The following is a 25,009-nucleotide window of genomic DNA, read 5'->3' as shown; positions in this document are numbered from 1 at the left end:
ATCCTCCTTAATCAAATAATACTTTGTTCACCTCAAACTCTAACTCTCCTCTTAAAGAGTTAATTAAAGCTTCAAAGGTATTATTTATTTGTATTCCATTTCTATCTAATATGAAGCCACCATTAAATTTGCCTTCCATATTTAATGTAATACTTCCTTTTTTTCCTTTAGATTCAAGTTCTTTATTTAATGCTTCCAAGAACTCATTGCTAAATATATCTTTATCTTTTTCATTGATTATAATAACTTCTGTTCCTTCTAACTCTAAAGAATCTAAAGTTGAGATAACATAGTATTTATAATCTCCATTAGAAAGATTTTGTAACTTCTCTATAGCTTCGTTAAATACTTTTGATATAACGTCTTGCTTAGCTCTTAACATATCATTTCTTACTGATAATTTAGCATTTGAAATTATTCTTGCTTTTTTAACTTCTGCTTCTATATTAGCTTTAGTTATTATTTCTTCTTTATCCGCTTCTGCTCTATTAGTTTTCTTAGATATTATTTTATCTTTTTGGGCTTCAGCGTCAGCTAATATATACTTTTTCTTTTCTTCAGCATCATTTAGAATCTTGGAAGTTAAATTATTTAAATTTGACATTCCCTTCACTTCTCCAATCTTTGCTTACTATTATTGTATTACGCTTGCACCATTTACTAATAAGAATGATATAACGAATCCTAATAATGCATATGTTTCAACCATTGCTGCGAATATGATACCTTTAGTATTGTGCTCTGGTCTTTTAGCTAAGATTTGGATACCAGCTGCAGCTGCTTTACCTTGAGATATACCTGACCATAATCCAGCGATAGCTATTGGTAAACAAGCAAATAATAAGTATAATCCTTTAGCTAATGATGCATCACCATTACTGATTTGGTTGAATACTAAGAAACCTATAACGAATCCATAAAGACCTTGTGTACCTGGTAATAATTCAAGAACTAATGCTTTACCAAACTTTTCTGGTTCTTCAGTAACTAATCCCGCTGCTGCTTCCCCAACTATACCAACACCTTTAGCTGATCCTATACCTGACATACCTACAGCTAATGCTATTCCAAAAGCTCCAAATATTAATCCTCCGTAATTTGCCATAAAATATGAAATCCAGTTTTCCATAATTTAATTCCTCCTGAAAATATAATGTTATTTTAATTTAATTTTAACTATAATTTATTTATTTCTTTTTATTGTTATGAATTTATTTATTGTTCTAAATGGTGTGAATGCTTTTCCGCCACCTTCATAGAATTTTGAGAAGTACTCAACGTACTGTAATCTCGCTGTATGAACATATGCTCCAAGTAATGATAAAAGCATGTTAAATGTATGAGCTGCTATAAAGAATAGAGGTCCTACAATTATAACTGCTATTCCTGGGAACATACCTATTATTAGGTTAAGTGCAGCTGCTATTGATCCACCTGCAATACCTAAAGCCATAAGTCTTGTATATGATACTAAGTCTCCTACGTATCCTGTTATACCGTATAAGGCATATAAACCTTGACCTATTTGAGCACCTTTTGTTTCTTCATCTCTACCTTGTGTTAAGATTATTAATATTGAACCTACTATTGCTAATACTTTACCTACTAAGCTTATAGGACCATCAAAGAATATCATTGGAAGACCTATTAAAAGCATAATCCATGATCCTACATCAAATAAAGCATATAAATATTGCTTATCTCTGATTAACATGTACGCTTTTATAAATAATCCAAAGAATATTTGAATAACCCCAAATCCAACTGATAAAATTAGTAACAAGTTGGTATCTTTACTTGGATTTATAAGTCCTATAGATTTCAATTCAAATCCAAAGGCAGTACCAAATACTGCACCTGCAATAGTTGTAGCTATACTTAAATACATAAAGAATTTAGCAAACTTTTCTTGTGCCTCATCTAAATTAAGTAATTTCATAGCTAATAGTGATCCTACAAATAATACTAGTCCGTATCCTAAATCTGCAACCATCATGCCGAAGAATACTAGGTAGAAAGGTGTTAAAAGTGGTGTAGGGTCTATTTCATCATATCTTGGTAAGCTATACATTTCTGTTATTGAATCGAAAGCTGCTGCTGGTCCCTTATTGTGTAATTTAACTGGAACTTCTGCAACCTCTTCTTCCTTAACTTCTTCAAACTCAAGATAATACATATCTCCTACTGAACTTTGAATAATTCCTTCTAAAGAAGAATTATCATTTTTAGGAACCCAACCTTGAATAACAACTACTCTATCTGTTTTTAAGAAGTTTTCACTTGCTTCTTTTCTAAGAAGTATGTTGCTGTAATATTCATAAGCTAGTTCTAAAGTTCTCTTTTCTTCTCTGTAATTTGAAAGTACTCCTTTTAAGTCTGATTTTTGAGCCTCGATTTCTTGTATCTTTAATTTAAACTCTTCAACAAGAACTGAAGCTTTTTCTTTGTACTTAGTTTGGAACGCTGAAAAACCAAAGTTCTTTAAAACTTCGTCCATTTCTTCAGCTCTTTCTTTCATTGTCATTACAAAGACATATGAATCTTGGTCAGTGTTAGAAATAACTTCTATATAACTTTCCTTGAATTCGCTTTCAATTTCATTCTTCATGTTTTCAAGATTTTGACTTGAAATCACACCTAAGAACGCAACTACTTTTTCAAAATTATTTAATTCACCTAGTGGAGCATCGAAACTTTGCCATGGCTCTAAGATTTCTATTTCACCTAAAAGTTTTGTCTTTTCGTTTTCTAGAGTAGCAAGCTCTCTCTCCATTTTCTTAACCTCTGAATAAACGACTTCCCAGTTGCTATTTTCAACCTTTACTTCTAGCTCATCCAAAGTTAAGCTTTCTTTACCAGCTTTTAAAGCCTTAAGTCCTCCAACTTCAGCAACAAACTCTTTTAAGAAGTCTAAAGCTGATCTTGTTTTTGAAACATTTTCTTCTATAAGAGTTGTTTCAGCATCTAAATCATCTTTGCTAAGAGATTCAAAGACTTCATTGCCTTCCACTTTTTCTTCATCTTGTAAGTTTATGAACTCAACTTCTGAAGAACTTTGAATTTTTTTAAGAAGCTTTTCTTTCTCTGATTCAAAGGCAAGTAAGGTGAATTTATTCATCTTAACTATTGCCATTAGTTTTCACAATCCTCTCAATAACTAAATTTACTGCTGAATCAATCTTAGAACCTTTAAGACTTGATACCTCAGCACATTGTTTTTCACCTTCTGAAAGTATGACCTCAGCCTCTTTTCTTCCGGCTTCCTCTGCATTGCTAACAATTCCCCTTGCAACATTTTTAGCTTCTTCTATTATTGAGTTATATCTTTCATCAGCTTCTATTGTTGCATCAGAAATTATTTTTTTGCTTTGCTCATGAGCTTTTTTAATCATTTCATCAGCTTGCAATTCAACTTTTTTAATTTCTTTTATTGCTTCTATTGCCAAAGTTTCACCACCTTTATATAAGGAATTTTTATAAAATATATATTAATACTTTATATAGTATTAATTAACCCTTAATATTAATTATACATGAAAATTAACTTAATTCAACATAATTTTATGAATGTATACATTTTCAAAGGTTTTTTTGCAAAAATCCACATTACATTTTTTTGAATAAAAGATTAAAACTATTAACATTTACAAAAAGTCGTATTAATATCTTTGCATATTGTATATTAATACGACTAATATACTAATAAATTTTTAATTTTCCATTTATTTCATTTCTACTTTTACATATGAATCATAGTCAAAATTCATTTCATCAAATATAAGATATTTTGGTTCAAAGTTAATTTCCCCATTTTTAATGTAATTAATTATATCTATTTCAAATTTTTCTATATGAGCTTTTTTAAATGGCATTTGTCTATCAAAACTATCTTTTATATTTTGCTCATCTTCTTTGGTAATAGTTCTAACTAAAAAGTCTGGTAACCACCTCTTTTTATTAAAGCATAAATAATCAAATTTTAAAACTTCCTTAAATAGACCGTCATCCTCTCCTCCTATCTTCTCAAGATAAAAATCTAATAATATCTTATAATATTCAACATTTCCTATGCTTCTCTTGAAATTACCCTTCTCTTCAAAGAACATAGCTAAATCATAATAGAAATCAAAAGGTTTTTCATATATATTTAAGAAGAATTTAATTACATTATTAAATTTACATGAATTATAGTATTTATCAACCATTGCTTCCACTTTCTTTAATAATAAAAGCTCTTCATAACTTATATCTTTACTTCTTATTATTTCATATGGAGCATAAGGTGAATAAACTATTCCCCACTTTTCAGCTTCCTCTCTCATTGAAGATCCCTTTAATAATTTTAGGAAGCCTAATTGAATTTCATCTGGTCTTATGGCATGAACATCATTAAAAGATTTTTTAAATGATTCTAAATCTTCTCCTGGTAGTCCTGCAATTAAATCTAAATGTTGCATTACATTTTTTCCTGCTGCAACTTTTAATACTTTCTCTTTTATATTTTCATATGTAATATATCTATTTATATTATGTAGAACTTCATTATTTGTAGTTTGAACTCCAACCTCTAACTGGAATCTTCCCTTTGGAGCATTATTTAATATTTCTATTTGCTCCTCTGTTAAAAGATCTGCTGCAACCTCAAAATGGAATCTTGTCTCTGTATCCTGTTCGCTTAAATATTTAAGAAGCTCCACTGTGTATTCTCTATTACAGTTAAAAGTTCTATCAACAAACTTAACTAGTTTTAATCCTCTTTCCATGAAATATTTTAATTCTTTCTTTACTCTTTCTACATCTAAGAATCTAACTCCATGCATTACAGATGAAAGGCAATATTTGCACTTAAAAGGACATCCCCTTGAAGCTTCATAGTAAACAATCTTATTGTTTATATCTTCTTCATAAGTATAAGGGAATACTAATTCATTCATATCCATTTCAGGTCTTTTAGGATTTTCAAAGACTTTTCCGTCCCTCTTGTAGTTTAAGCCTTTTATATCTTCTATTTTTCCTTCTCCAAGCTTATAAAGAACAAACTCTCTAAAAGTTTTTTCTCCTTCTCCTACTATTACATATTCACCTTCATGATTTTCTAAAAATTCTTTTCCTTCATAAGAAACTTCTGGTCCGCCATAAAGTATTTCTATATTAGGATCAACAAGTTTTATAAGTTCAGCTAGTCTATTTACAAATTCCATATTCCATATGTAACAGGAGAAAGCCACTACATCTGGTTTCTCCTCAATAATACCTTCTAAAATATTCTCAACTCTATCATTTATTGAAAACTCTTTTATATCACCTTGGAAATCTAAATCCTTTGTAAATGCCTTCAGGTACCTCACTGCTAGGTTGCTGTGAATGTACTTTGAGTTTATTGCTGTTAGCAGTATTTTCATTCTTTATACTTCCTCTCTTTATTCCTTTGATAAATATTATTTTATCACAAACTTTAGTTTCCTCTATTTCAAAATATTTTTCAAGTATTTTTTTTGAGCTATCTACTGTAAACTCATTAGAAATACTATTATCTATAAATTCAAACTCTTTTTCTTTGTTTCCTGTCATTAAAACTTTAACCTTATCATTTACAGTTTCTTTTTTTTGCTTTTCTCTATCCCATATATATAAGTTTCCTCCAAATCTTACATTGCTCCATATGTTTTTTACAACATCTTCAACCTCATTTTTATGCAATTGACTTAAAGAAAAGAAAAGCACACCATTATCATATTGATTTCTATATTCTCCATTAAAACTTTCAACATAATAATCTACACTTATTTCACTTTCTGTTTGCTTTAAAATATTATAAATAATTCCATAGTTATTTATACCAACATCTAAAGTGTTACCTTTAAAATTTATGTTACTCATATCAAGTATAACTTCTCTCACCATAATATCACTCCCAATTTATTCCATATTAATTTCTATTATACATTTAAAGAGTAATTCTTTCTATGCTTATTAGAAAAAATTACTCTTATAATTTTATTTTCTATAATTATCTTTTTATATTTTAAAATTTAAACTAATTACTTAATTTATTTTTTCTTTAATGATAGTAGGAACTTAATACCTAAAACTCCAATTAATATAAAGTTTATTCCTAATATAACAAAGTAATTATAAATAGGTATGTTATTTATAGTGTTACTTTTTTCTAGTCTAAAAAGTACCCCCTTATTTCCATCTAGTATATAAAGATTCTTCTCTATTATTTTCATATCATTTATATATGAATTTTTATCTAAATATATTAATTCTTTAACTTCTCCCTCCTTTAATAATTTTGAAAGAGTATTGTTTTTGTTGTTAAAGAATAAAAATGAATTCTCATCTCCTAGAATTGTTCCTTCTCTATCTATTAATAATGTATTTATATTTCCAGTACCCTCACTTTGGTATAGTGGTTTTGGCATTACATAGCTTTTATGTTCATCTGTTATAAAATTAATTATAGGTTTTCCTTCTTCTCTAAATCTTGGAGAATTAACAGGATCTCCCCCACTATAATCTGGCCAACCATACCAAGTTCCCTTTCCTTCTATTTTATATATATAATCTGAATCTCCACTTAAAGGTCTATACCCCTCATCTTCCATTCCTCCAACAATTGCAAAAATCTCTCCTAAACTATTTAAATCAAAGCCTTTAACATTTCTTATTCCATAGGAATATAATTGCTTTTTTTTGCTCTCTATATGAAATTCTATAATAGCTCCATTACCTAATATATTTCCTTTTACCTTTTCTCCCTTTACTGTCTTAGTATTATAGGGCACAAAAGCTCCTTTTTTATTTTCATCATAATTTCTTCCACTTAAAACAATATCTACTGGAGGAATATCAGGATTTTCTCCCTCTTCATCTACTATTCCAGAATTTGTAGAAGTCCCTATGGTTAAATAAAGCTTTCCATCATTTATTAAAATCCTAGTATCCTCTTTATTTATTCCCTTATTAGGAATGTCCTCAATTAAAACTTCTCTTTCTGAACTTTTTATGTTATAAGATACTAACTTTTCATCTAAAGTATAATATAAAAATTCATTATAATATTCTAAATCATATATATTTCCCTCTTCTTTTAATTCCAAAAACACATTATTATTTCTATCTATTTTCAAAATCTTATTTTCTAATGCTATATAAATATTCTCTTCATCATTACATAAGGCTCTTGCTCCCTTTAACCCCTTTAGTATTAACTCTTCACTAAAACTTTCACTTTCTAAATATTTACCATCTTTATTAGTAAAAAAACATATTATACTTCCTAGTAATGCACTAATTAAAATTAAACTTATAAACTTTATAAAATTCTTCATATTTCCTCCCTAAAAAAGCCTCAATAATAAATTTTAACAATTAAAAACTCATAGATAATTAATAATAATTACCTCCTATATAATGAATATTTAACATAAGTTGTGAATATTCATTATTATTGAACTTTTAAATAGGGTGGTGATTCATTGAGTAAAAATGATTTCTATAAAAACTCTTTCATGCTAACAGCCTCTAACTTAACAACTGGATTATTAGGTTTTATCTTTTCTATGTACCTATCAAAGGTACTAGGCCCTGAAGGAATGGGACTTTATGGTATTATAATGCCTATTTATAATTTATTTATATCAATTATGACAGCTGGTATAATTGCATCCATTTCTAAGATAACTGCTGTATATTCAGCAAGAGATGATTATAAAAACATAATTCGAACAATGAAAGTTGTGGCTATTTTTAATTTTATTTGGTGTCTTATAATAGGAATATTTGTATTTTTCTTATCACCTATAATCGGACATTTTTGGGCTAAGGATCCTAGAATAATAAAATCTATAATGGTAACTTGTCCAGCTATGATATTTATAGCACTTTCAAACATATTAAAGGGATTTTTCTATGGAACTTCAAAAATCACTGTTCCTTCTTTTATAGATATTTTAGAAAAATCTTTACGTATCTTTGTTTTAGCTATATTAATTTTTATATTTAAAGCTGAAACTTTAGAGTCTTTAGTTACCTTAGCTTACTTAGCCTTATGTCTTGGGGAACTACAAAGTTTAATACTTTTATTTGGATATTTTAAATACTCAATGAGTAAATTTCCAAAAACAAATGCTAAAGGGGAAAGCCGTGCTCAATTATTATTTGATGTTTTAGTAACCTCAGTACCTTTATGCTTAAATGGATTTTTAATGAGTATTTTTAGCGTTATCTCAACACTTTTAGTTCCTAAACGGCTTATAGTTGCAGGATTTACTTATTCACAAGCACTTTCTCTTATAGGAAAATATTCTTCCATGGCTATGTCCATAGTAACTTTTCCTATAATTATAGTTTCTTCAATAAACACTATGCTAATACCTGATTTATCTCAAACTTTAAGTAAAGGGAATTATCTTTCAGCTACTAAAAGAATTAGAGATGTTATTAAAATAGCTTTTTTAATAGGTATTTGTACCACAGTAATTGGACTATGTGTTCCTGACTCTTTAGGTAAATTATTCTTTGGAAGAGATGATTTAGGAGAATATATAAGAATAACATCAGTAATGATGCCAATAGTATTTACTTCAAATACTATGTATGGAATTTTAAATGGACTTGGAAGACAAAATGTAATTTTAAGAAATACTATAATAACAGAAGTTTTAGAAGTTACATTGTTATTTTTCTTAACTGCAATACCATCTATAAATATTTATGGTTATGCAATAACTATGCTTATAATTTCATCACTTTCACTTTGTTTAAATCTTTATGAAATATATAAGAATATAAATATAGGTTTATCCTTATCAAACTTCTTAATATATATATTAACAGGGGTTTTAACCTATATATGCTTAAGTCCACTTTCATTAAAGCTTTCTTTTATTGATTTTAGAGTTCAAGTTTTAGCTGTAACTTCTATAGCAGCTTCTATATTCATATTTTTAATAATAAAGGAGAAATTCTCATCAAGGTTTAGAAAAATCTCTTTAAAAAGCAGATAGGAATCTATATCAAAATATAATAATAAAACTTACAAACATATTGCGAGAATTACTATCTATTCTCTTCATAATGTTTGTAAGTTTTATAAAAAGTTATTTTGATATGTAGCCTTCCTTTTTTGAAAGAACCTTAAATTCTTTACTTTCTCCAAGAACTCTAATTATTTTTAATCCTTTTTCTTCATTTAAGTTATAATGTTTTACTCCTAGCTTTTCTATAGATTTCCCATTATCTAAATCATCTATTATAACTAAAGGTTTTAACCTCTTAACTAACTTTTTCACTTCTTTTTTATTTTCTTTCTCTGAGTCAATTAAATTTAAAATCTCAACTCTACAATCTTCTATATTACTAAGGTTAATTGCACTGTCATAAGCCTCTTCTGATAAAACAGCTAGCTTAATATTATCTACAGTAGCAAAAATCATACCTTCCTTAGAATTCTCTACTTTCTTTGCATTTAAAGAAATGCTTTCCTTGTTATAATTAAATCCATCTTCCATAGATGCTATCTCTATATTTTTTTCCTTTGTAAGATTACTTACCTCTTCACTTACTCCCTTTAAAGTAGGAAGAAGTATTTTCTTTACACTACTTTTATTTATGAAAGTTTTTATAAGTTCATCAGTTTCTTCTTCTATAGATCTTAAAACAAACAAATCAATTTCCTTTAAATTTTCTTTATTTATTCCTTCTATGATTCCCTCTACATTATCACCTTCACTTATAAGAACAGTTTCACCATTGCTTCTTAAAATTAAGATTTCTTCATCATAGCTTAGAAATTCTATAGTATTAGGATTTTCCTTTGCCAAAGCAGTATTACCTCCAAGAAATAAACATGATATTAAACTTATAAGAAATATTATTCCATTTACTTTTATTTTTCTCATAAAATTCACCACCTATACCAATAAAATCTCCCAAAAATTATTTTTTATACTACTTATAGTAATAAAAAAGAGCTATATAGAGTAAAAACTCCATATAGCTCTTTTTTTATTATTTTAATCTAGTACCAAATTCATCTTGCTCAATTAAACCTTTTTTCATAAGTCCACCTAAGGCCATTTTAAAGTAATTTTTAGAAGTTTTAAAAGTATTTCTTATTTCATCTGGAGTACTCTTATCATTTAAGCTCATAACTCCACCATTTTCTTTTAAGTAGTTTAATATAGTATCTCCTAATTCATTTCTTTCCTTAAGTTTATGATTTCTTAAAGATAATCCTACTATTCCATCTTCATAAACCTTTATTATCTTACCTTTTATATTATCTCCTGGTTTAATATTTGTAAAATATTCATTTTTAAGAACCACAGCTCTATGTTTATTATTTATTGCTACTCTTAAAGAACCATTAGTTTGGTATCCATAAACTATTCCTGAAACTTCAGTTCCCATTTTAGGTTCTTCTATTTCATCTAAGTATTTATCAACCTCTGTTGTTGCTGCTAATCTTCCTGTTTTATCTACATAAATATATACTAAGTACTTTTTACCCTCTTCCATTTTGTACTTTTGTTCTTTTAATGGAACAAGTATATCTCTTTCTAAACCAAAGTCTACAAAAGCACCTATTTTAGTAATAGATTTAACTTCTAATAAAGCAACATCTCCCACAACAGCTAAAGGCTTTTTTAATGTAGCTATAAGTCTATCTCTAGAATCTCTATATATAAAAGCTTCTACCTCATCTCCAACCTTGATTTCTCTTCCATCTAAATTTCCAGTTGGAATTAATATATCATCAGAAGTATTTCTAGTTCCTCTGTCTAAGTAGTATCCAAAATCCGCTTCTCTTACTACTTTCATTTTATTAAATTGTCCTATGTTTATTATCATAAGCTCCTCCTTTATTTAATATAAAGATTTTTCATCTTTACATATTCTCTTCTTGAATTTTTTATACTTTCAATTTCATCCTCAGTAAGTTTTCTAACAACCTTTCCTGGAACTCCCATGACTAATACACCCTCTGGTATTTCCTTGTTTTGACTTACTAAAGTTCCAGCAGCAATCATAGTATTTTTTCCTATTTTTGCTCCATTTAGTATTATTGCTCCCATACCAATTAAGCATTCATCCTCTATCTTACACCCATGTATTATAGCACCATGTCCTATAGTAACACCACTCCCAATTTCAATAGTATGCTCCTTATCAACATGTAATACTGCATTATCTTGTACATTGGTTTCATTTCCTATTTTAATTAAATTATCGTCTCCTCTTATTACAGATCCAAACCAAATTCCACAATCTCTTCCTATAGTAACATCACCAATGATATCACTACTGTGAGCTATAAATGTTTTTTCCCCTATTTCAGGCTTCTTTCCTCTAATTTCAATTAACATATGATCACCTCTTAGTCATTCTTGTAATTTTATCATATGAAAGTAGAATATGTCTACTTATGCTTTTGTATGCTTAATTTAATCTTTTCTATTTTAAAGATTTCCCTAATAAAAATTAAGATACTTTAGTTTAAATGTACTTAACATTATATACTTAAAAAATCATATATAAAAATAATAAATAAAACACATTTAATCTAAATATTATAAATATTATATACTATACTAATATTTATAAAGAGGTATTAATGGATAAAAAATCTATACTCTTTGATAAGCTTAAATTTTATTATGGAATTCCCCATTCCCATACATCCTTATCAACAGGAAAAAGTAATCCTTATGAATCCTTAGAACATGCTCGCTCTAATGGATTAGATTTTCTAATAATTACTGATCATAATAAATATTTAAGTGAAACTATCAAAGAAAAAAATAAAGAAATTTCAAAATGGGAGTATTTAAATAAATGTATAAATAAATTTAATAAAAAACATTCTGATTTTTTAGCCTTATGTGGTTTTGAAGCTAAATCAACAACCTTAGGTCACTTAAACATCCTATGTCCTAATACATTTTTTACTGGAATAATTCCAGACATTAAATATCTATTACTTTGGCTCATTAATGATCACACAGCCTTACTTAGTATTAATCATCCTAAAAATTCCATAGCTAAAAAAATTGAATTCACTCCTATTTTAGATAAACTTTTATGTTCTATAGAGGTTGGAAATGGAATCCCACCTAGTAATTATACAAGATATGACTCTCAATTTTTCTCCCTTTTAGATAAGGGATTTAAAATAGGAGCTATAAATTCCCAAGACAATCACAAATTAAATCAAGGAGATAGTGAAAATTTAACCTGCGTAATTTCACATAAATTAAATAAAAACTCCTTACTTGATGCATTTAAAAATAGACATATATTTTCAACGGAATCTAAAACTTTAAAAATGCTATTTTCTTTAAATTCAACCTTTATGGGTGGAACAATAACTGTAGATTCCTCCTCAAAAATTAGCCTCTATTTACAAGTTGAAGATCATATAAACAAAATATCTAAAGTTCAATTTTTAACTAACCAGGGAAAAATCATTAAAGAAATTAAAGATATAGATTTGCATAATGTTAAATATATTTTTGAAAAGGAAGTTTCTTTAAATGAAACTTGGTTTGTAGCTAAAGTTTATTTAAATAACAATAAAGAGGCCATGTCCTCTCCCATCTTTGTTAATTATGAATAAAAAAACAAACTCCATTAATAATGGAGTTTATTTTTTTGAATCCTTATTATGTTTAACTCTATTTGGTTTTGCCTTTGGTTTAATAACAACTTTTTTCTCTTTTTTAAGCTTTGGATATCCATTTCTAAGAATATCTAAGAACCATAAGAATAATATAGTTGCTACTGCAGAAATTGCTAACACAATCCATTGATTCATAGGGATGAACGTAGGAATAAGGAAGATTATTATTGCTGCAGCTAAAATTATCCATTTATTAATTTTAACTTTGTTAAATACAAATCTACTTAATAATGAAAATCCCCCGAAAATCACTACTGCTAAAAGTATTATTTGTAAAATTAATACAAATATTCCCATAGTTTTGCCTCCTTGCATAATACTCCTTATATAATATATTAGTCTAAAAGAAAAACATTTTCAAGTTTTTAATTTTTAAAGTTGTTCTTATAAAATTAACATTTATAATATCATTTTTATTAATGTGTTAAATTAATAAAAATATATTTGTTATTTTCAAAAGTATATATAGTATTTCTATAAAAAATTTGATAAAATAGAATTATCATTTTATTCAAATTTTAAAGAGGTGATACTATGTCTTTAATAAACACATCAACTCATTTAGATGAATTAGATTTACAAATTTTAGATATCCTAATTAAAGATTGCAGAACTCCTTACTTAGAGATAGCAAGAATATGCCATGTTTCAGGTGGTACAATCCATGTTAGAATGAAAAAGATGGAAGACTTAGGAATTATAAAAGGTACTAGAATACTTTTAAATTTACCTAAATTAGGCTATGATGTTACATGCTTCGTTGGTATTCATGTTAACTCAACTTCATCATACACTCATGTTTTTGATGAACTTTCAAAAATTAAAGAAGTAGTTGAAATTCATTTAATAACTGGGGGTTATGCTATTTTTGCTAAGGTTATTTGCAAGAGCATATCAGATCTTCAAGATATTTTAATGAACAAAATTAATCATATTGAAGGAATAAGCGGAACTGATACATTTATATCTCTATCTCAACCAATAGATAGAAATATAACCCTTTAAAAAAAGAAATAGCTTAAGCTATTTCTTTTTTTATATTTTTAACTATGAATAAAATACAAATTTCTACTAATAATATTAACATATCTTAGAAAAGGATGTGTTAACAATGAAAACATTAAATATTATTGCTCTTACTTTAGTAATAATAGGTGCTCTAAATTGGGGTCTAATTGGTATTATGAATTTTAATTTAGTAGACTCAATCTTTGGAATAGCTTCTATTTGGAGTAGAACAATCTATGTATTAGTAGGATTAGCAGGATTATACTGCTTATCATTCTACGGTTATTTCAATCGTATAAAAGAATAAAAATAAAGCTAAATCCCTATTAGAAATCTCTAATAGGGACTTAGCTTTTACATTTTTTCAATTATATCAAAAAGTTCTATGGCTGCTTTTTTAGGTCCTTCCTTTTCAAAACCTAAAACTCCTAAACAAGTTTTTATTTGTCCAACTTTCACTTTATTATTAAACATATCTTCAAAATATTTATCTATTATTAAATCCATTTCTTCTTTCTTTTGCACTGGTCCAAAAGGATTAGCAAAATATGATTCCACTAAGCCATTTTCAGTAGTTGTTCCCTTTGCCATTCTAGCACCAGCTTTAAAAATTTTCTTAGCTTCCTCTGGATTATTAAAATATTCAATAGATTTTTCTCCCTCATCTACTCCATCATAATTATTAGCATAAAGGAAAAGATCTACATCATATCCCCTTATTATATCGTCATACTTACATACTGGCATAAGAAGTCTAGCATTTATCTTATCAGGATTCATAAATATACTTCTATCAATTTCCTTAAAAGCATACCCTTGATCTAAGTCATCAAGTCTTACAAAGGCTCCTATTTCAGTTCCATACCCCTTAATTATGCCATCTACATTTTTAAATACACCCATGTCATCAAAAATTATGGTCATATCGCTTATATATTCTTCACTCAAGGCTCTAAAGGCTTCTAAACTTTCAGATTTTCCTGCTCCACTATCACCCATTATTACAATATTAGCTTCTTTTCCATTTTTAAGAACCACGTTGACCATAGCTCCATGAATAGGCATATATCCTCTTTTTATCATTATTATATTGTGAAGAGTTAATATCATTTTTTTCATATATCCAAAGTAATCTATTTCTTCACTATAATTAGCATACCCTAGCATTATATTATTTTTCTCATCATCATAGAAACAAGTTTTTAATTCATCATCATCATCCTTAGCTCCGAAAACATAAATAATATCTGGTTTTACCCCTCTACATTCCTCTACAGTTGCTAAATCAAACAAATTACATAAACTTATTCCATGAGACATAAAATCTCTATGAAAATATACATATGCTAATAATTCCCCTACCTTAGCAGGATAACAAAACCATTCTTCACTATTTATATGAGATCCACTTAAGGGATTTTCACTTGTTTCTAAGAATATACCATCCCTAGTATTCTTACTTGGATAAGTTATAAATGGTGCTTCTAAGGATATTGCATCTATAAATGGAATATGATCTAGTATGGAATATTCTCTTGGACTTGGCCATATTAAATTACTTACCATAATACTTGCATTTCCACCAGCAGAAACCTGTCTAAGTATGTTAGGCATACTTCCTAATAGATTCTTTTGAAGTCTTCTATAAAATCTTAAAATTAAATCATTAAAACTTTTATTAGCATCTACAAATCCAACTGCTGCAATACCATCTTTTACTTTATTATTTTGGATAACAGTGTATCTTTCTAACTTTCTCCAGAATGAATAAACATCATCTATAATATTAGCAAAAGATTTCTTATCCTCAAGTAAACCTTCAAAAGCATCATTAACAACTAGTACCTCATCAGCCCCCATCATAGATAATAGTTTTAATGTACTTATTAAGTACCTAGATATAACCTTTATATCTTCAGTACCTATGGCTTCACTTAAGAATCTAAAATTATGACTCTTCTTATTTTTAGTTTTTTTCAAATAAGTTTCTAAAACTTTTCTAAACCCTTCGCTATTTATTATGGATTCAAAACTATCACAATACTTTGCAGTAAAGTTCATAGTTACTTTTCCATGCTTTAAGCAAAATTCTTTTCTCATTATTAAGCCCCCTTTTACTTTTTACAAGTTTAAAGATGAATATCTCCAATTTAATTATATCACTAAAGTTGTATCTTTCCAAAATCTTTCATTATTTATTTTAATTGTAATTATAAAATTTACAAATTAAAGTTTATTCCTTTAATTATCTGTTAATAATCCATTATATGATTAATTATTTTCAAAGGAGTTTTTTAATTGAAAATCACCTCTAAAAAAGTTAGTTTATTTTTAATATTTATACTATTAACATCAATATTTTTATATTCTACTTCATATTCAATTCCAAATGAAAATTTTACAGTACATTATATAGATGTAGGACAGGGAGATTCTGCTTTAATTCAAAGTAATGGTAAAAATCTTTTAATAGACGCAGGTACTCCCGAATCTACTAATTCTCTAGTGAAATATTTAAAAAACCTTGGAATTAAAAAGCTTGATTTTATAATAGCCACTCATCCCCATGCAGATCATATTGGCGGTATGGAATCTATTATTAAAAAATTTGATGTAGACTATTTTTGTGCACCAAAAGTTACAGAAAATACTGATGTATTTAAAGGCATGGTAACTGCACTAAAAGAAAAGGATATTAATATAAATACCCTATCTAAATCAAAATCTCTTCCTATAGATTTAGGTGAGAACACTAAAATAGAAGTCTATTCTCCTTCTAATAAAGAGTATGAAAACATAAATAACTACTCACCTATCCTTAAGATATATTATGGTGAAACCTCCTTTTTGTTTACTGGAGATGCAGAGACTCAAGCAGAAATGGAAGCAGTTAAATCAAATGAAAATTTAAAGTCAGATGTGTTAAAGGTAGGACATCATGGAAGTACAACTTCTTCAACAGATTCCTTTTTAAAAGAAGTTTCTCCTAAAATAGCTGTAATTTCTTCAGGGCTAGATAATTCATATGGACATCCAGCAAAAGAAACCCTAAAAAAATTATCTTCCTATAAAACTAAGGTTTTTAGAACAGATGAAGATGGAACTATTATTTTAACCTCTGATGGAAAATCTATAAAAAAGCATAAAAACTAAAGGCACCAATAATTGGTGCCTTTAGTTTTTATAGTTTTATTTACTATAATAAACTATTAATTTTTACTTTCTTTACTTTCACTATCTTCTAAATTAACTAATATCTTTTTCCAACTTAATAATATGTAAAATAAATTTACAACATCTTGCTCATTATAGACAAGTATCTTTTCAACTTTTTCTTTTGGCATTCTTTGAAAATAATCTTTATCCTTTAAAACCTTATGGAATGTTTTTGCTAAATTTGATCCTGAAAGAACATCACCTTCTCTTTCAATTCCAAATTTCTTTTCCAAAGCTTTAAGACCTATCCCTTGCTTAAAAGTATGCTCATAAATTTTCTGTATATCCACAGATCTAAAGTAATTATTAAAATCAAAGTTTATCCCATATTTATCAAACAAATAATTTATAACTGTAAAGTCATTATTTCCAGAAAAAGTTACTATGTATTTCTTCTTCTTCTCTGCTGCAACCATTATAAAATATTTCTTTGCTAAGTAAAGAATATCTCTCACTTCTCCCTTATGCTCTATCATGTACTGAGTAGTAATGAATTTTGATTTCTCTTCATCAAAATATCCAGCACCAAAAACTCCTATGCACTTTGGTTTCTTATATACATAGTGTTCTAAATCAAAATATACAGCCTGTTTATATATATCATAATTTTCATTAAAAGATAGGGCATTACTAAGATCTAAATCATTTATATCTATTTCATGCTCTTTTATGATCACTCTATCACTCTTTTCTTATATAAACTTATAACAAAAATATTATATCATTATATCATTATTTCGTTAAGTATTAATAAATATTAATTAAATTTTTAATTAATAGAATTTATCAATTGACAAATTCCAGGTAACTTGATATAATTTAGATGAATTTGATAATGATTTTCATTAGTGAGGTGCTTAAGATGAGTATATATGATTTAAAAATAGGCCAAGCTGGTATTGTAGATAAAATATGCGGACACGATGGTTTAGCTAAAAGACTTCTTGCTTTAGGATGCATAGAAGGAACAGAAGTTAAACTTAAAAGAGTGGCTCCACTTGGCGATCCATTAATAGTAAATTTAAGAGGATTTGATTTAGCAATCAGAAAGAAAGATGCTAAAAATATAATTTTAAAATAATAAATAAAATAGAATAATTTAATTAGGGGGAAAACTAATGACAACAATAGCCTTACTCGGTAATCCTAATGTTGGTAAAACTACTCTTTTTAATGCCTTAACAGGGTCTAACCAACATGTAGGAAACTGGCCAGGTGTTACAGTTGATAAAAAGGAAGGACTTTTCAACTCTAACAAAATAGTGGATTTACCTGGTATATATGCTTTAGATACCTTCTCAAACGAAGAAAAAGTATCTAAGAAATTCTTAGAATCTGGAGATGTTGATTTAATATTAAATATAGTAGATGCTTCTAACCTAGATAGAAATCTATATTTAACTATGCAACTTAAGGACTTTAAGAAGCCAATAGTATTGCTTCTTAACATGAATGACATCGCTGAGAAAAAAGGAATCAAAATTGATCCTAAAAAATTAGAAAAGGCTTTTAATCTTAAAGTAATTCCTATAACAGCATCTAAAAAAGAAGGCTTAGATGAGGTTAAAGAATTCTTAAATAAAGGTAATTTCGAAAAATATTTAGATAAAAATACTTACTCATTTAAGGATGAGGCTCATACTTATAAATTTATTGAAGATAAATTATCAGACTGCTTTAATAGATCAGGTAATTCTTCAACTACTTTAACAGATAAGTTAGATAAAATATTTTTAAACCCATGGCTTGCATACCCATTATTTATAGCACTTATGTACTTTGTATTTCAATTTACATTCTCATGGGTTGGACAACCTATTTCAGACGCTTTAGATGGATTCTTAGGTGATACTTTCATGCCATACTTAAGTGATCTATTATCAGGTACGGCTCCATGGTTCCAATCATTACTTGTTGATGGTATCGTAGCCGGTGTAGGTGGAATTATAGTCTTATTACCAATAATATTAGCTTTATTCTTATGTATAGCAATATTAGAAGACAGTGGATATATGGCTAGAGTTGCTTTCTTAATGGATAAGTTCATGAGAAAAATAGGACTTTCAGGAAAGGCTTTCCTTCCTATGATAACAGGATTTGGATGTACAGTTCCTGCTATTATGTCAGCTAGAACTTTAGAAAGCGAAAAGGATAGAAAACTTACTGCTCTTTTAGCACCATTTATGTCATGTAATGCTAGACTACCTGTATATGTAATATTTGCTGGATTATTCTTTCCAGATAATGCATCTATGGTTGTTGCATCTTTATACATATTAGGTATATTAGTAGCTTTCATATTAGGCTTAGTATTTAAAAATACTTTATTCAAGAAAGATGAAGAACCATTCATTATAGAACTTCCTGAATATAAAGTACCAGAAGTTAGATCTGTATTAGCTCAACTTTGGGATAAATCAAAGAGCTTCTTAAAGAAAGCTGGAACTATTATCTTTGCAATGAGTGTTGTTATTTGGTTCCTTCAAAGCTTTAACTTTACTGGAATGGTTGAGGATATAACTCATAGTTTCTTATATAACATAGGTTCATTTATAGCTCCAATATTTGCTCCATTAGGATTTGGAGATTGGCAAGCTTCAGTTTCATTATTAACTGGTTTAATGGCTAAAGAAACTATAATATCAACAATGGAAGTTATTTATAAAGGTGATTTAACTCATATGTTACCTCAATTCTTTACAGCACTTTCATCTTACTCATTCATGGTATTTGTATTACTTTATACACCATGTATAAGTGTTGTAGGGGTTATGAAAAAAGAATATGGTGGTAAGTTCACAATTTTATCAGTAATATTCCAGTTCCTAGTTGCTTGGATAAGTGCCTTCATAATTTATCATATCGGTTTATTAATCTTTTAAAGAAGGTGTTTTAAATGGAAATTCTTATTACAGCTTTAATCGTAATAGCTGTTGTGTTTATATTATACAAAAACTTCAAAAAATCATCTAAAGGACAATGTAGCGGTTGCAGTGGATGTGCTTCAAAAGGAAGTTGTCCTAGTAGAAAAGATAATAAGAAGTAAAAAAATAACCAATTCCAAATGGAATTGGTTATTTTTTATTATAAATTACATTTTTTCAACTACATCTATTCCTATTAAGAATAAAGCATTTTTAATAACTTGAGCAGTAGCTTTTATAAGCTCAAGTCTTGCAGCCTTTAATCCTTCATCTTCTACATTTAAAACTGTATGATTATTGTAGAATTTATTGAAAGCCTTAGCTACTTCTATTGAATATCTAGTTACAACTGAAGGTTCTAACTTATCTATTCCTAAAATTACAGCCTTTTGTAATCCTTCTAGAGTTTTAGCTAATTCAAACTCTTCTTTTGAAGTTAACTTTGTGAAATCTGGCTCAGCTGTTATTTTTTGTTCCTCAGCTTTTCTTAATATACTCTTAGCTCTTGCATATGAGTATTGAACATATGGACCAGTTTCTCCATCAAAGCTTAACATCTCTTTCCAATCAAAAACTATATCTCTTTCTCTTGAGTTCTTTAAGTAAGTAAATAATATAGCTCCTATACCTATTTTCTTAGCTACTTCCTCTTTATTTTCTAATTGTGGGTTCTTTTCTTCTATAGTTTCTCTTGTTTTATCTATAGCTTCGTTTAATAAATCTTCAAGTAAAACTACATTACCTTTTCTTGTTGAAAGCTTTCTATCTGCGAACTTAACTAATCCAAATGGAATGTGTACGCAATTTTTAGCCCATTCATTACCTGCTAATTCTAATGTTTTGAATACTTGGTTAAAGTGTAATATTTGGTCTTTACCAACTACATATATACATTTATCAAAGTTATATGTTTTATGTCTATAACTAGCTGCTGCTAAGTCTCTTGTAGCATATATTGATGCTCCATCTGATTTAACAACTATACAAGGTGGCATATTGTATTCATCTAACATTACAACCTTAGCACCATTACTCTCAGTTAATATATTAGCCTTTTCTAATTCTTCTACTACTTTATCCATCTTATCATTGTAAAAGCTTTCTCCAGCCCAAGAATCGAAATCTACGCCTAACATATCATATATCTTATTAAATTCTTTTAAAGATAAGTCTTTAAATCTTTCCCATAGAGCTACAGCTTCTTGATCTCCATCTTCAAGCTTCTTAAAGTACATTCTTCCTTCATCTTCAAGTTCTGGATTATTTTCAGCTTCATCATGGAATTTAACATATATTCTTAAAAGCTCATTTATTGGAGCCTCTTCTAAAGCTTCTTCATTTCCCCATCTTTTATAAGCTGAGATTAACTTACCAAACTGAGTTCCCCAGTCTCCTAAGTGATTTATTCTTATTGGATTATATCCTTCAAAGTTTAACATTCTATATAATGAATGTCCTATAGCTGTTGTGAATAAATGTCCAACGTGGAAAGGCTTAGCTATGTTAGGTGATGAATATTCAACTACAACATTTTTACCCTCTCCTATTTTAGAAGAACCATATTTATCTCCTTCTTCTAAAACTTTGCTTATTATATTTTTTGAGAAAGCTACTTTATCAACAAAGAAGTTTAAGTAAGGTCCTAAACACTCTACTCTTTCAAATCCCTCTTTATTTATCTTTTCAGCTAATTCAGCAGCTATCATATTAGGAGCTTTTCTCATAACCTTTGCTAATTGGAAGCAAGGGAATGCAAAATCTCCCATTTCTGGCTTAGGTGGTATTTCTATAAGTTTTTCTATGTTTTCTAATTCTAGATCAACATGTTCTTTAATTCTTTCTGCAACTAACTTTTTGTAATCCATAATTGTCCTCCTTATTTTATATCTTTTTAAAACATATCTTATAATGACATTATTGCCAAAATATAAATTTATTTACAATATAAAAAACCGCCTCTTTGTAACAAAGAGACGGATATATCCGCGGTACCACTCTAATTGGTTAAAAACCCACTTTATAATTTAACGCATAAGCGACATTTTAATAAAAATACTAGTTATTAAAATGCAATCTCAGAGGCTCTCTTCATCTAAACTATTCTATAAGGCTTACACCATCCCTTACTCGCTTAAGAAATCATAAAGATTACTCTTCTCTTCACAGACTTTTTATATTATATTTTCTTAACTTATTATAGTATTTTACCTTAAACCCTGTCAATATCATCTTTCATTTATTATGAATAATATTTTATTTTGAAATATCCATTGAAAACTTCTTTGAAATTCTATAGTATCAGTATTATAATCAAATTATATTTTAAACAAGTAGAGGGGAAAAGAAATGGATAGAATAGGAGTAATAGACATAGGCTCTAACTCTGTAAGATTAACACTTGCTGAAGTTGAGAAGTCTGGATATTTTAAAATAATTGATGAATTAAAAGAGCATATAAGACTTGGCTCTGATTTCTTCGCTTGCTCTGTTTTAGACGAAGAGAAAATTAAGCTTACAATCTCATCTATAAAAGCTTTTAAATCTATGTGCATCTCTTGTGGTGCATCAAAAATTATACTTATAGGTTCAGAAAGCATTAAAAATGTAGATGAAAAAATTAATCTTAAAGAAATAATAAAAAAAGAACTTGGATTAGAACTTAGAATATTATCTAATGAAGAAGAAATTAATTATAACTTTTTAGGAGCTAAAAATTCTCTTTATATAGATAATTCTCTTCTTTTGGATATAAACGGAAATAACACTCACTTATGTTGGTTAAAAAACAACGAAATTTATAAAGAAGTTACTCTACCCTTTGGATATGTGACTTTAACATCCTTATTCCAATTAAACGACATGATTGGATATAAAAATAATACAAACTGTGTTAATTATATTAAGGAACACCTTGAAAAAATAGATTGGCTTAAAGATAATTCATTTAAATCTGTTATAGGTGTTGGAGGTTCTTTCAGAAACCTAGGAAAAATTGATAGACGTAGAAAAAGATATCCTATTGATATAGTTCATAATTATGTTCTTTATGACTATGATATTGATGAGATGTTTCACCTACTAAAAAGTAAAAATCTTCGTCAGAGACAAAAAATTGAAGGACTTTCTCCATCTAGAGCTGATGTCATAGTTGCTTCTACAGACTTAATAAAAGAAGTTTTAAGCTTCACAAATACTAATGAAGTAATAATATGTGGTCGTGGCCTTAGAGAAGGACTTATATATGAATATATAATAGATAAATTCCATACTTATGATGATATTTTAGATGTAAGTTTAAAGGGAATTATGGATACTTTAAACATAAATATTCCTCATGCTCAAAATGTATGTAAGCTTGCTTTTTCACTATTTGAAGGGTTAAAACCACTTCATCATTTAGGAGATGAATTTAAGAATATATTAAAAACAGCCTCCTTACTTCATGATTGTGGTATAAGCATAAGATATTATGATCACCACGTACACTCATTTTATATTATTTTAAACTCTCATATAAGTGGATTAACTCATAAAGAAATATTATTAAGTGCATTATGTGCCGCTTACCATAGAAATAACTCTTTCCAAGCTCCAATTGCTAAATATTCAACTATAATAAATAGATTAGATGTAAAACATGTAGAGTATTTAGGAGTTATTCTTAAGCTTGCTGAAGGCTTAGACAGAGGATTAACTGGCCATGTAGAAAATGTTAATGTGATAATTAATGAAGATACTGTTAATTTAAAACTTTATTCTGAATATGATTTAGAATTAGAGCTTCGTCAAGCTAGAAGAAGTTCTAAAGTCTTTGAAGAAGTTTATAATAAAAATCTAGTTATTGAAAAAGCCTAAATAAAAAAGTTTATGGGAAATTATTCTCCCATAAACTTTTTTTAACTTACATCCCTAAATTTATTTAAGCTTAAAGCAATCTACTTTCCAATAGACTTTATTTCTCTACTATAGATTTAGTTGCTTCTAAAGACTTATTTAACTGATTTAAGGTTTCCTGATCTAGTTTTTTTCCTTCTTCACTATTTAAAGTCTCTTCAACTGGTAATATATAATAATCTGATTTTTTATTTTCTCTTGGAATTTTATATACCCAAGTTGAAGTGTAATCCCATTTCTCCATTTTAACCCCTTTTCTACTCTTATCTAAGGTTAAATTCAATATAACACCATCAGCTGTTCTTCTATCTCCCATAGTCTCTAGTCTTTGATTAGATATAAAATTACCTAAAGAATAAGCTACTAAAGTCTTATTTCCATCTTCACCCTCTATTTCTTCTATAGGCTGTACAACATGAGGATTACTTCCTAATATTAAGTCAACTCCATATTCATTTAAGGCTTCAGCAATTTTTACTTGATATTTACTAGGTTCAGTTTTATACTCTACACCCCAGTGCATTCCAAAGACTATAAACTCTGCTCCTTCATTCTTCATCTCTTCTACTAAAGCTTTCATCTCCTCTAGTTCCTTATCTAATTTATTATAAGAAAAAGTATTTAAATTCATATCTTCAGGAATTTTATGACCATTTAACTCTCCCTCTTTGCTCTCATAAGTATAAGATGTAAATCCTATTTCTATTCCCTTTACTTTTTTAATAATATACTTCTTATTCCCAATTGAAGTCATCTCTTTATCTATTTTTTCTCCAGTTTTACTAGCTCCCTCTACTCCCTTATCTAAAGAATGATCCGTTGCTACATTTATAATATCAAATCCCGTATCTTTTAAGGCATCTATCATGGAATCTGGCCCATTATAATTAGGATATCCAGAATACCCTATTTCTTCTCCAGCATAAGTTCCCTCAATTGTTCCATAGGCTATATCACTTTTTTCTATGAAGTTCTTTACATACTTAAAATTATTCATAAAATCATAGGACTTATTTTCTTCATTATATGCAGACCATATTTGTTCATCATGTAATATTATGTCTCCTACAGCACTTATATTAACCTTTCTTCCTAAGCTAAACCTATTAAAAAATCCCTTTTTATCATTCTCCTTAATTACTTCTTTTTCATCAATACTAGCTCCCTTTGTCGTTACAACATTATTGCTTATAATACTATTTATTACTAAAACAGAACAAACAATAAGTAGAGAGGCTAAAATTACTTTAATTTTTTTAGACATTCTTATCATATTCTC

24 protein-coding genes and 1 other annotated feature are annotated in these 25,009 nt (G+C 28.0%); of the genes, 9 read left to right on the top strand and 15 right to left on the bottom strand.

The genetic code is table 11. From position 1 onward, the window contains the following. Positions 1-7 precede the first annotated feature (7 nt). The 7 genes from I6G60_RS07140 to I6G60_RS07110 form a co-directional block, all read right to left on the bottom strand. Positions 8-604, bottom strand: a complete 597-nt coding sequence (locus I6G60_RS07140) for a V-type ATP synthase subunit E (RefSeq protein WP_003449544.1) — start codon at positions 602-604, stop codon at positions 8-10. A gap of 30 nt (positions 605-634) precedes the next feature. Continuing rightward, on the bottom strand, positions 635-1,129 hold the full coding sequence (locus I6G60_RS07135; RefSeq protein WP_003456004.1) for a V-type ATP synthase subunit K: 495 nt from the start codon (positions 1,127-1,129) through the stop codon (positions 635-637). Positions 1,130-1,183: 54 nt separating this feature from the next. Then, positions 1,184-3,133, bottom strand: coding sequence for a V-type ATP synthase subunit I (locus tag I6G60_RS07130; RefSeq protein WP_003455995.1), 1,950 nt, complete (start codon positions 3,131-3,133; stop codon positions 1,184-1,186). Then, positions 3,120-3,446 (bottom strand): V-type ATP synthase subunit H, encoded by a 327-nt coding sequence (locus I6G60_RS07125; protein ID WP_003449527.1) that lies wholly within the window; start codon positions 3,444-3,446, stop codon positions 3,120-3,122. Before I6G60_RS07125 ends, I6G60_RS07130 begins: the two co-directional genes overlap by 14 nt. Positions 3,447-3,722: 276 nt before the next feature. Further along, positions 3,723-5,402: a B12-binding domain-containing radical SAM protein gene (locus I6G60_RS07120; protein ID WP_057231699.1), complete on the bottom strand. Its 1,680-nt coding sequence runs from the start codon at positions 5,400-5,402 to the stop codon at positions 3,723-3,725. Then, positions 5,302-5,904, bottom strand: a complete 603-nt coding sequence (locus I6G60_RS07115; protein ID WP_003456036.1) for an integrase core domain-containing protein — start codon at positions 5,902-5,904, stop codon at positions 5,302-5,304. The genes I6G60_RS07120 and I6G60_RS07115 overlap by 101 nt, the downstream gene beginning before the upstream one ends. Before the next feature lie 146 nt (positions 5,905-6,050). Beyond that, a complete protein-coding gene (locus tag I6G60_RS07110; protein WP_197925677.1) occupies positions 6,051-7,337 on the bottom strand; it encodes a PQQ-dependent sugar dehydrogenase in 1,287 nt (428 codons plus the stop codon). 147 nt (positions 7,338-7,484) lie between these two features. Between I6G60_RS07110 and spoVB the strand changes: the two genes are divergently transcribed. Further along, complete coding sequence (gene spoVB / locus I6G60_RS07105; protein ID WP_003471631.1) at positions 7,485-9,014, top strand: stage V sporulation protein B; 1,530 nt, start codon at positions 7,485-7,487, stop codon at positions 9,012-9,014. A 93-nt stretch (positions 9,015-9,107) separates the two neighbouring features. Here the strand turns inward: spoVB and I6G60_RS07100 are convergent, their stop codons facing one another. The 3 genes from I6G60_RS07100 to I6G60_RS07090 all read right to left on the bottom strand — a co-directional run bounded on the left by I6G60_RS07100 (position 9,108) and on the right by I6G60_RS07090 (position 11,375). Continuing rightward, complete coding sequence (locus I6G60_RS07100) at positions 9,108-9,908, bottom strand: hypothetical protein (RefSeq protein WP_197925675.1); 801 nt, start codon at positions 9,906-9,908, stop codon at positions 9,108-9,110. Positions 9,909-10,017: 109 nt separating this feature from the next. Continuing rightward, the gene (locus tag I6G60_RS07095; protein ID WP_011590925.1) at positions 10,018-10,860 is read right to left on the bottom strand and encodes a CvfB family protein; all 843 of its coding nucleotides are present in this window, start codon (positions 10,858-10,860) and stop codon (positions 10,018-10,020) included. Between the two features lie 11 nt (positions 10,861-10,871). After that, positions 10,872-11,375, bottom strand: coding sequence for a gamma carbonic anhydrase family protein (locus I6G60_RS07090; RefSeq protein ID WP_003449781.1), 504 nt, complete (start codon positions 11,373-11,375; stop codon positions 10,872-10,874). Between the two features lie 248 nt (positions 11,376-11,623). Here I6G60_RS07090 and I6G60_RS07085 point away from each other — a divergent pair, with 248 nt between their 5' ends. Continuing rightward, the gene (locus I6G60_RS07085) at positions 11,624-12,625 is read left to right on the top strand and encodes a CehA/McbA family metallohydrolase (RefSeq protein ID WP_003475414.1); all 1,002 of its coding nucleotides are present in this window, start codon (positions 11,624-11,626) and stop codon (positions 12,623-12,625) included. 27 nt (positions 12,626-12,652) lie between these two features. Here the strand turns inward: I6G60_RS07085 and I6G60_RS07080 are convergent, their stop codons facing one another. Beyond that, the gene (locus tag I6G60_RS07080) at positions 12,653-12,985 is read right to left on the bottom strand and encodes a hypothetical protein (protein WP_011590927.1); all 333 of its coding nucleotides are present in this window, start codon (positions 12,983-12,985) and stop codon (positions 12,653-12,655) included. Between the two features lie 237 nt (positions 12,986-13,222). Here I6G60_RS07080 and I6G60_RS07075 point away from each other — a divergent pair, with 237 nt between their 5' ends. Both I6G60_RS07075 and I6G60_RS07070 read left to right on the top strand, forming a co-directional pair. Then, positions 13,223-13,693, top strand: a complete 471-nt coding sequence (locus I6G60_RS07075) for an Lrp/AsnC ligand binding domain-containing protein (protein WP_003449697.1) — start codon at positions 13,223-13,225, stop codon at positions 13,691-13,693. A 106-nt stretch (positions 13,694-13,799) separates the two neighbouring features. Continuing rightward, a complete protein-coding gene (locus I6G60_RS07070) occupies positions 13,800-14,003 on the top strand; it encodes a DUF378 domain-containing protein (RefSeq protein WP_003459798.1) in 204 nt (67 codons plus the stop codon). Positions 14,004-14,050: 47 nt separating this feature from the next. Here the strand turns inward: I6G60_RS07070 and I6G60_RS07065 are convergent, their stop codons facing one another. Then, on the bottom strand, positions 14,051-15,796 hold the full coding sequence (locus I6G60_RS07065) for a phosphoenolpyruvate carboxykinase (protein ID WP_003468050.1): 1,746 nt from the start codon (positions 15,794-15,796) through the stop codon (positions 14,051-14,053). A 198-nt stretch (positions 15,797-15,994) separates the two neighbouring features. On the opposite strand from I6G60_RS07065, the gene I6G60_RS07060 reads away from it, so the two are divergent. Then, positions 15,995-16,849 (top strand): ComEC/Rec2 family competence protein, encoded by an 855-nt coding sequence (locus I6G60_RS07060; RefSeq protein WP_011010557.1) that lies wholly within the window; start codon positions 15,995-15,997, stop codon positions 16,847-16,849. A 56-nt stretch (positions 16,850-16,905) separates the two neighbouring features. On the opposite strand, the gene I6G60_RS07055 is transcribed toward I6G60_RS07060, so the two are convergent. Further along, on the bottom strand, positions 16,906-17,589 hold the full coding sequence (locus I6G60_RS07055) for a ribonuclease H-like domain-containing protein (RefSeq protein WP_011592568.1): 684 nt from the start codon (positions 17,587-17,589) through the stop codon (positions 16,906-16,908). A 185-nt stretch (positions 17,590-17,774) separates the two neighbouring features. Between I6G60_RS07055 and I6G60_RS07050 the strand changes: the two genes are divergently transcribed. The 3 genes from I6G60_RS07050 to I6G60_RS07040 are packed head-to-tail and all read left to right on the top strand — an operon-like array spanning position 17,775 to position 19,958. After that, entirely contained in the window at positions 17,775-17,993 is a 219-nt protein-coding gene (locus I6G60_RS07050; protein WP_003449499.1) for a FeoA family protein, read from the top strand. Between the two features lie 37 nt (positions 17,994-18,030). Further along, a complete protein-coding gene (gene feoB / locus I6G60_RS07045) occupies positions 18,031-19,794 on the top strand; it encodes a ferrous iron transport protein B (protein ID WP_168971193.1) in 1,764 nt (587 codons plus the stop codon). A 14-nt stretch (positions 19,795-19,808) separates the two neighbouring features. Continuing rightward, positions 19,809-19,958, top strand: a complete 150-nt coding sequence (locus tag I6G60_RS07040; protein WP_003459783.1) for a FeoB-associated Cys-rich membrane protein — start codon at positions 19,809-19,811, stop codon at positions 19,956-19,958. Between the two features lie 45 nt (positions 19,959-20,003). Here the strand turns inward: I6G60_RS07040 and argS are convergent, their stop codons facing one another. Then, positions 20,004-21,701 (bottom strand): arginine--tRNA ligase, encoded by a 1,698-nt coding sequence (gene argS, locus I6G60_RS07035; protein ID WP_011010560.1) that lies wholly within the window; start codon positions 21,699-21,701, stop codon positions 20,004-20,006. 101 nt (positions 21,702-21,802) lie between these two features. Next, positions 21,803-22,009, bottom strand: a binding site (T-box leader). A gap of 173 nt (positions 22,010-22,182) precedes the next feature. Between argS and I6G60_RS07030 the strand changes: the two genes are divergently transcribed. After that, entirely contained in the window at positions 22,183-23,691 is a 1,509-nt protein-coding gene (locus I6G60_RS07030) for a Ppx/GppA phosphatase family protein (RefSeq protein ID WP_197925673.1), read from the top strand. Between the two features lie 97 nt (positions 23,692-23,788). Here I6G60_RS07030 and I6G60_RS07025 read toward each other — a convergent pair whose 3' ends face one another. Continuing rightward, entirely contained in the window at positions 23,789-25,003 is a 1,215-nt protein-coding gene (locus I6G60_RS07025) for a CapA family protein (RefSeq protein WP_197925671.1), read from the bottom strand. Between the last annotated feature and the right edge of the window lie 6 nt (positions 25,004-25,009).

Source organism: Clostridium perfringens (assembly GCF_016027375.1).
GTDB classification, from domain to species: domain Bacteria; phylum Bacillota; class Clostridia; order Clostridiales; family Clostridiaceae; genus Sarcina; species Sarcina perfringens.
Note: the sequence above shows the minus strand (reverse complement) of the source record. Positions and strands in the feature narration are given on the sequence as shown.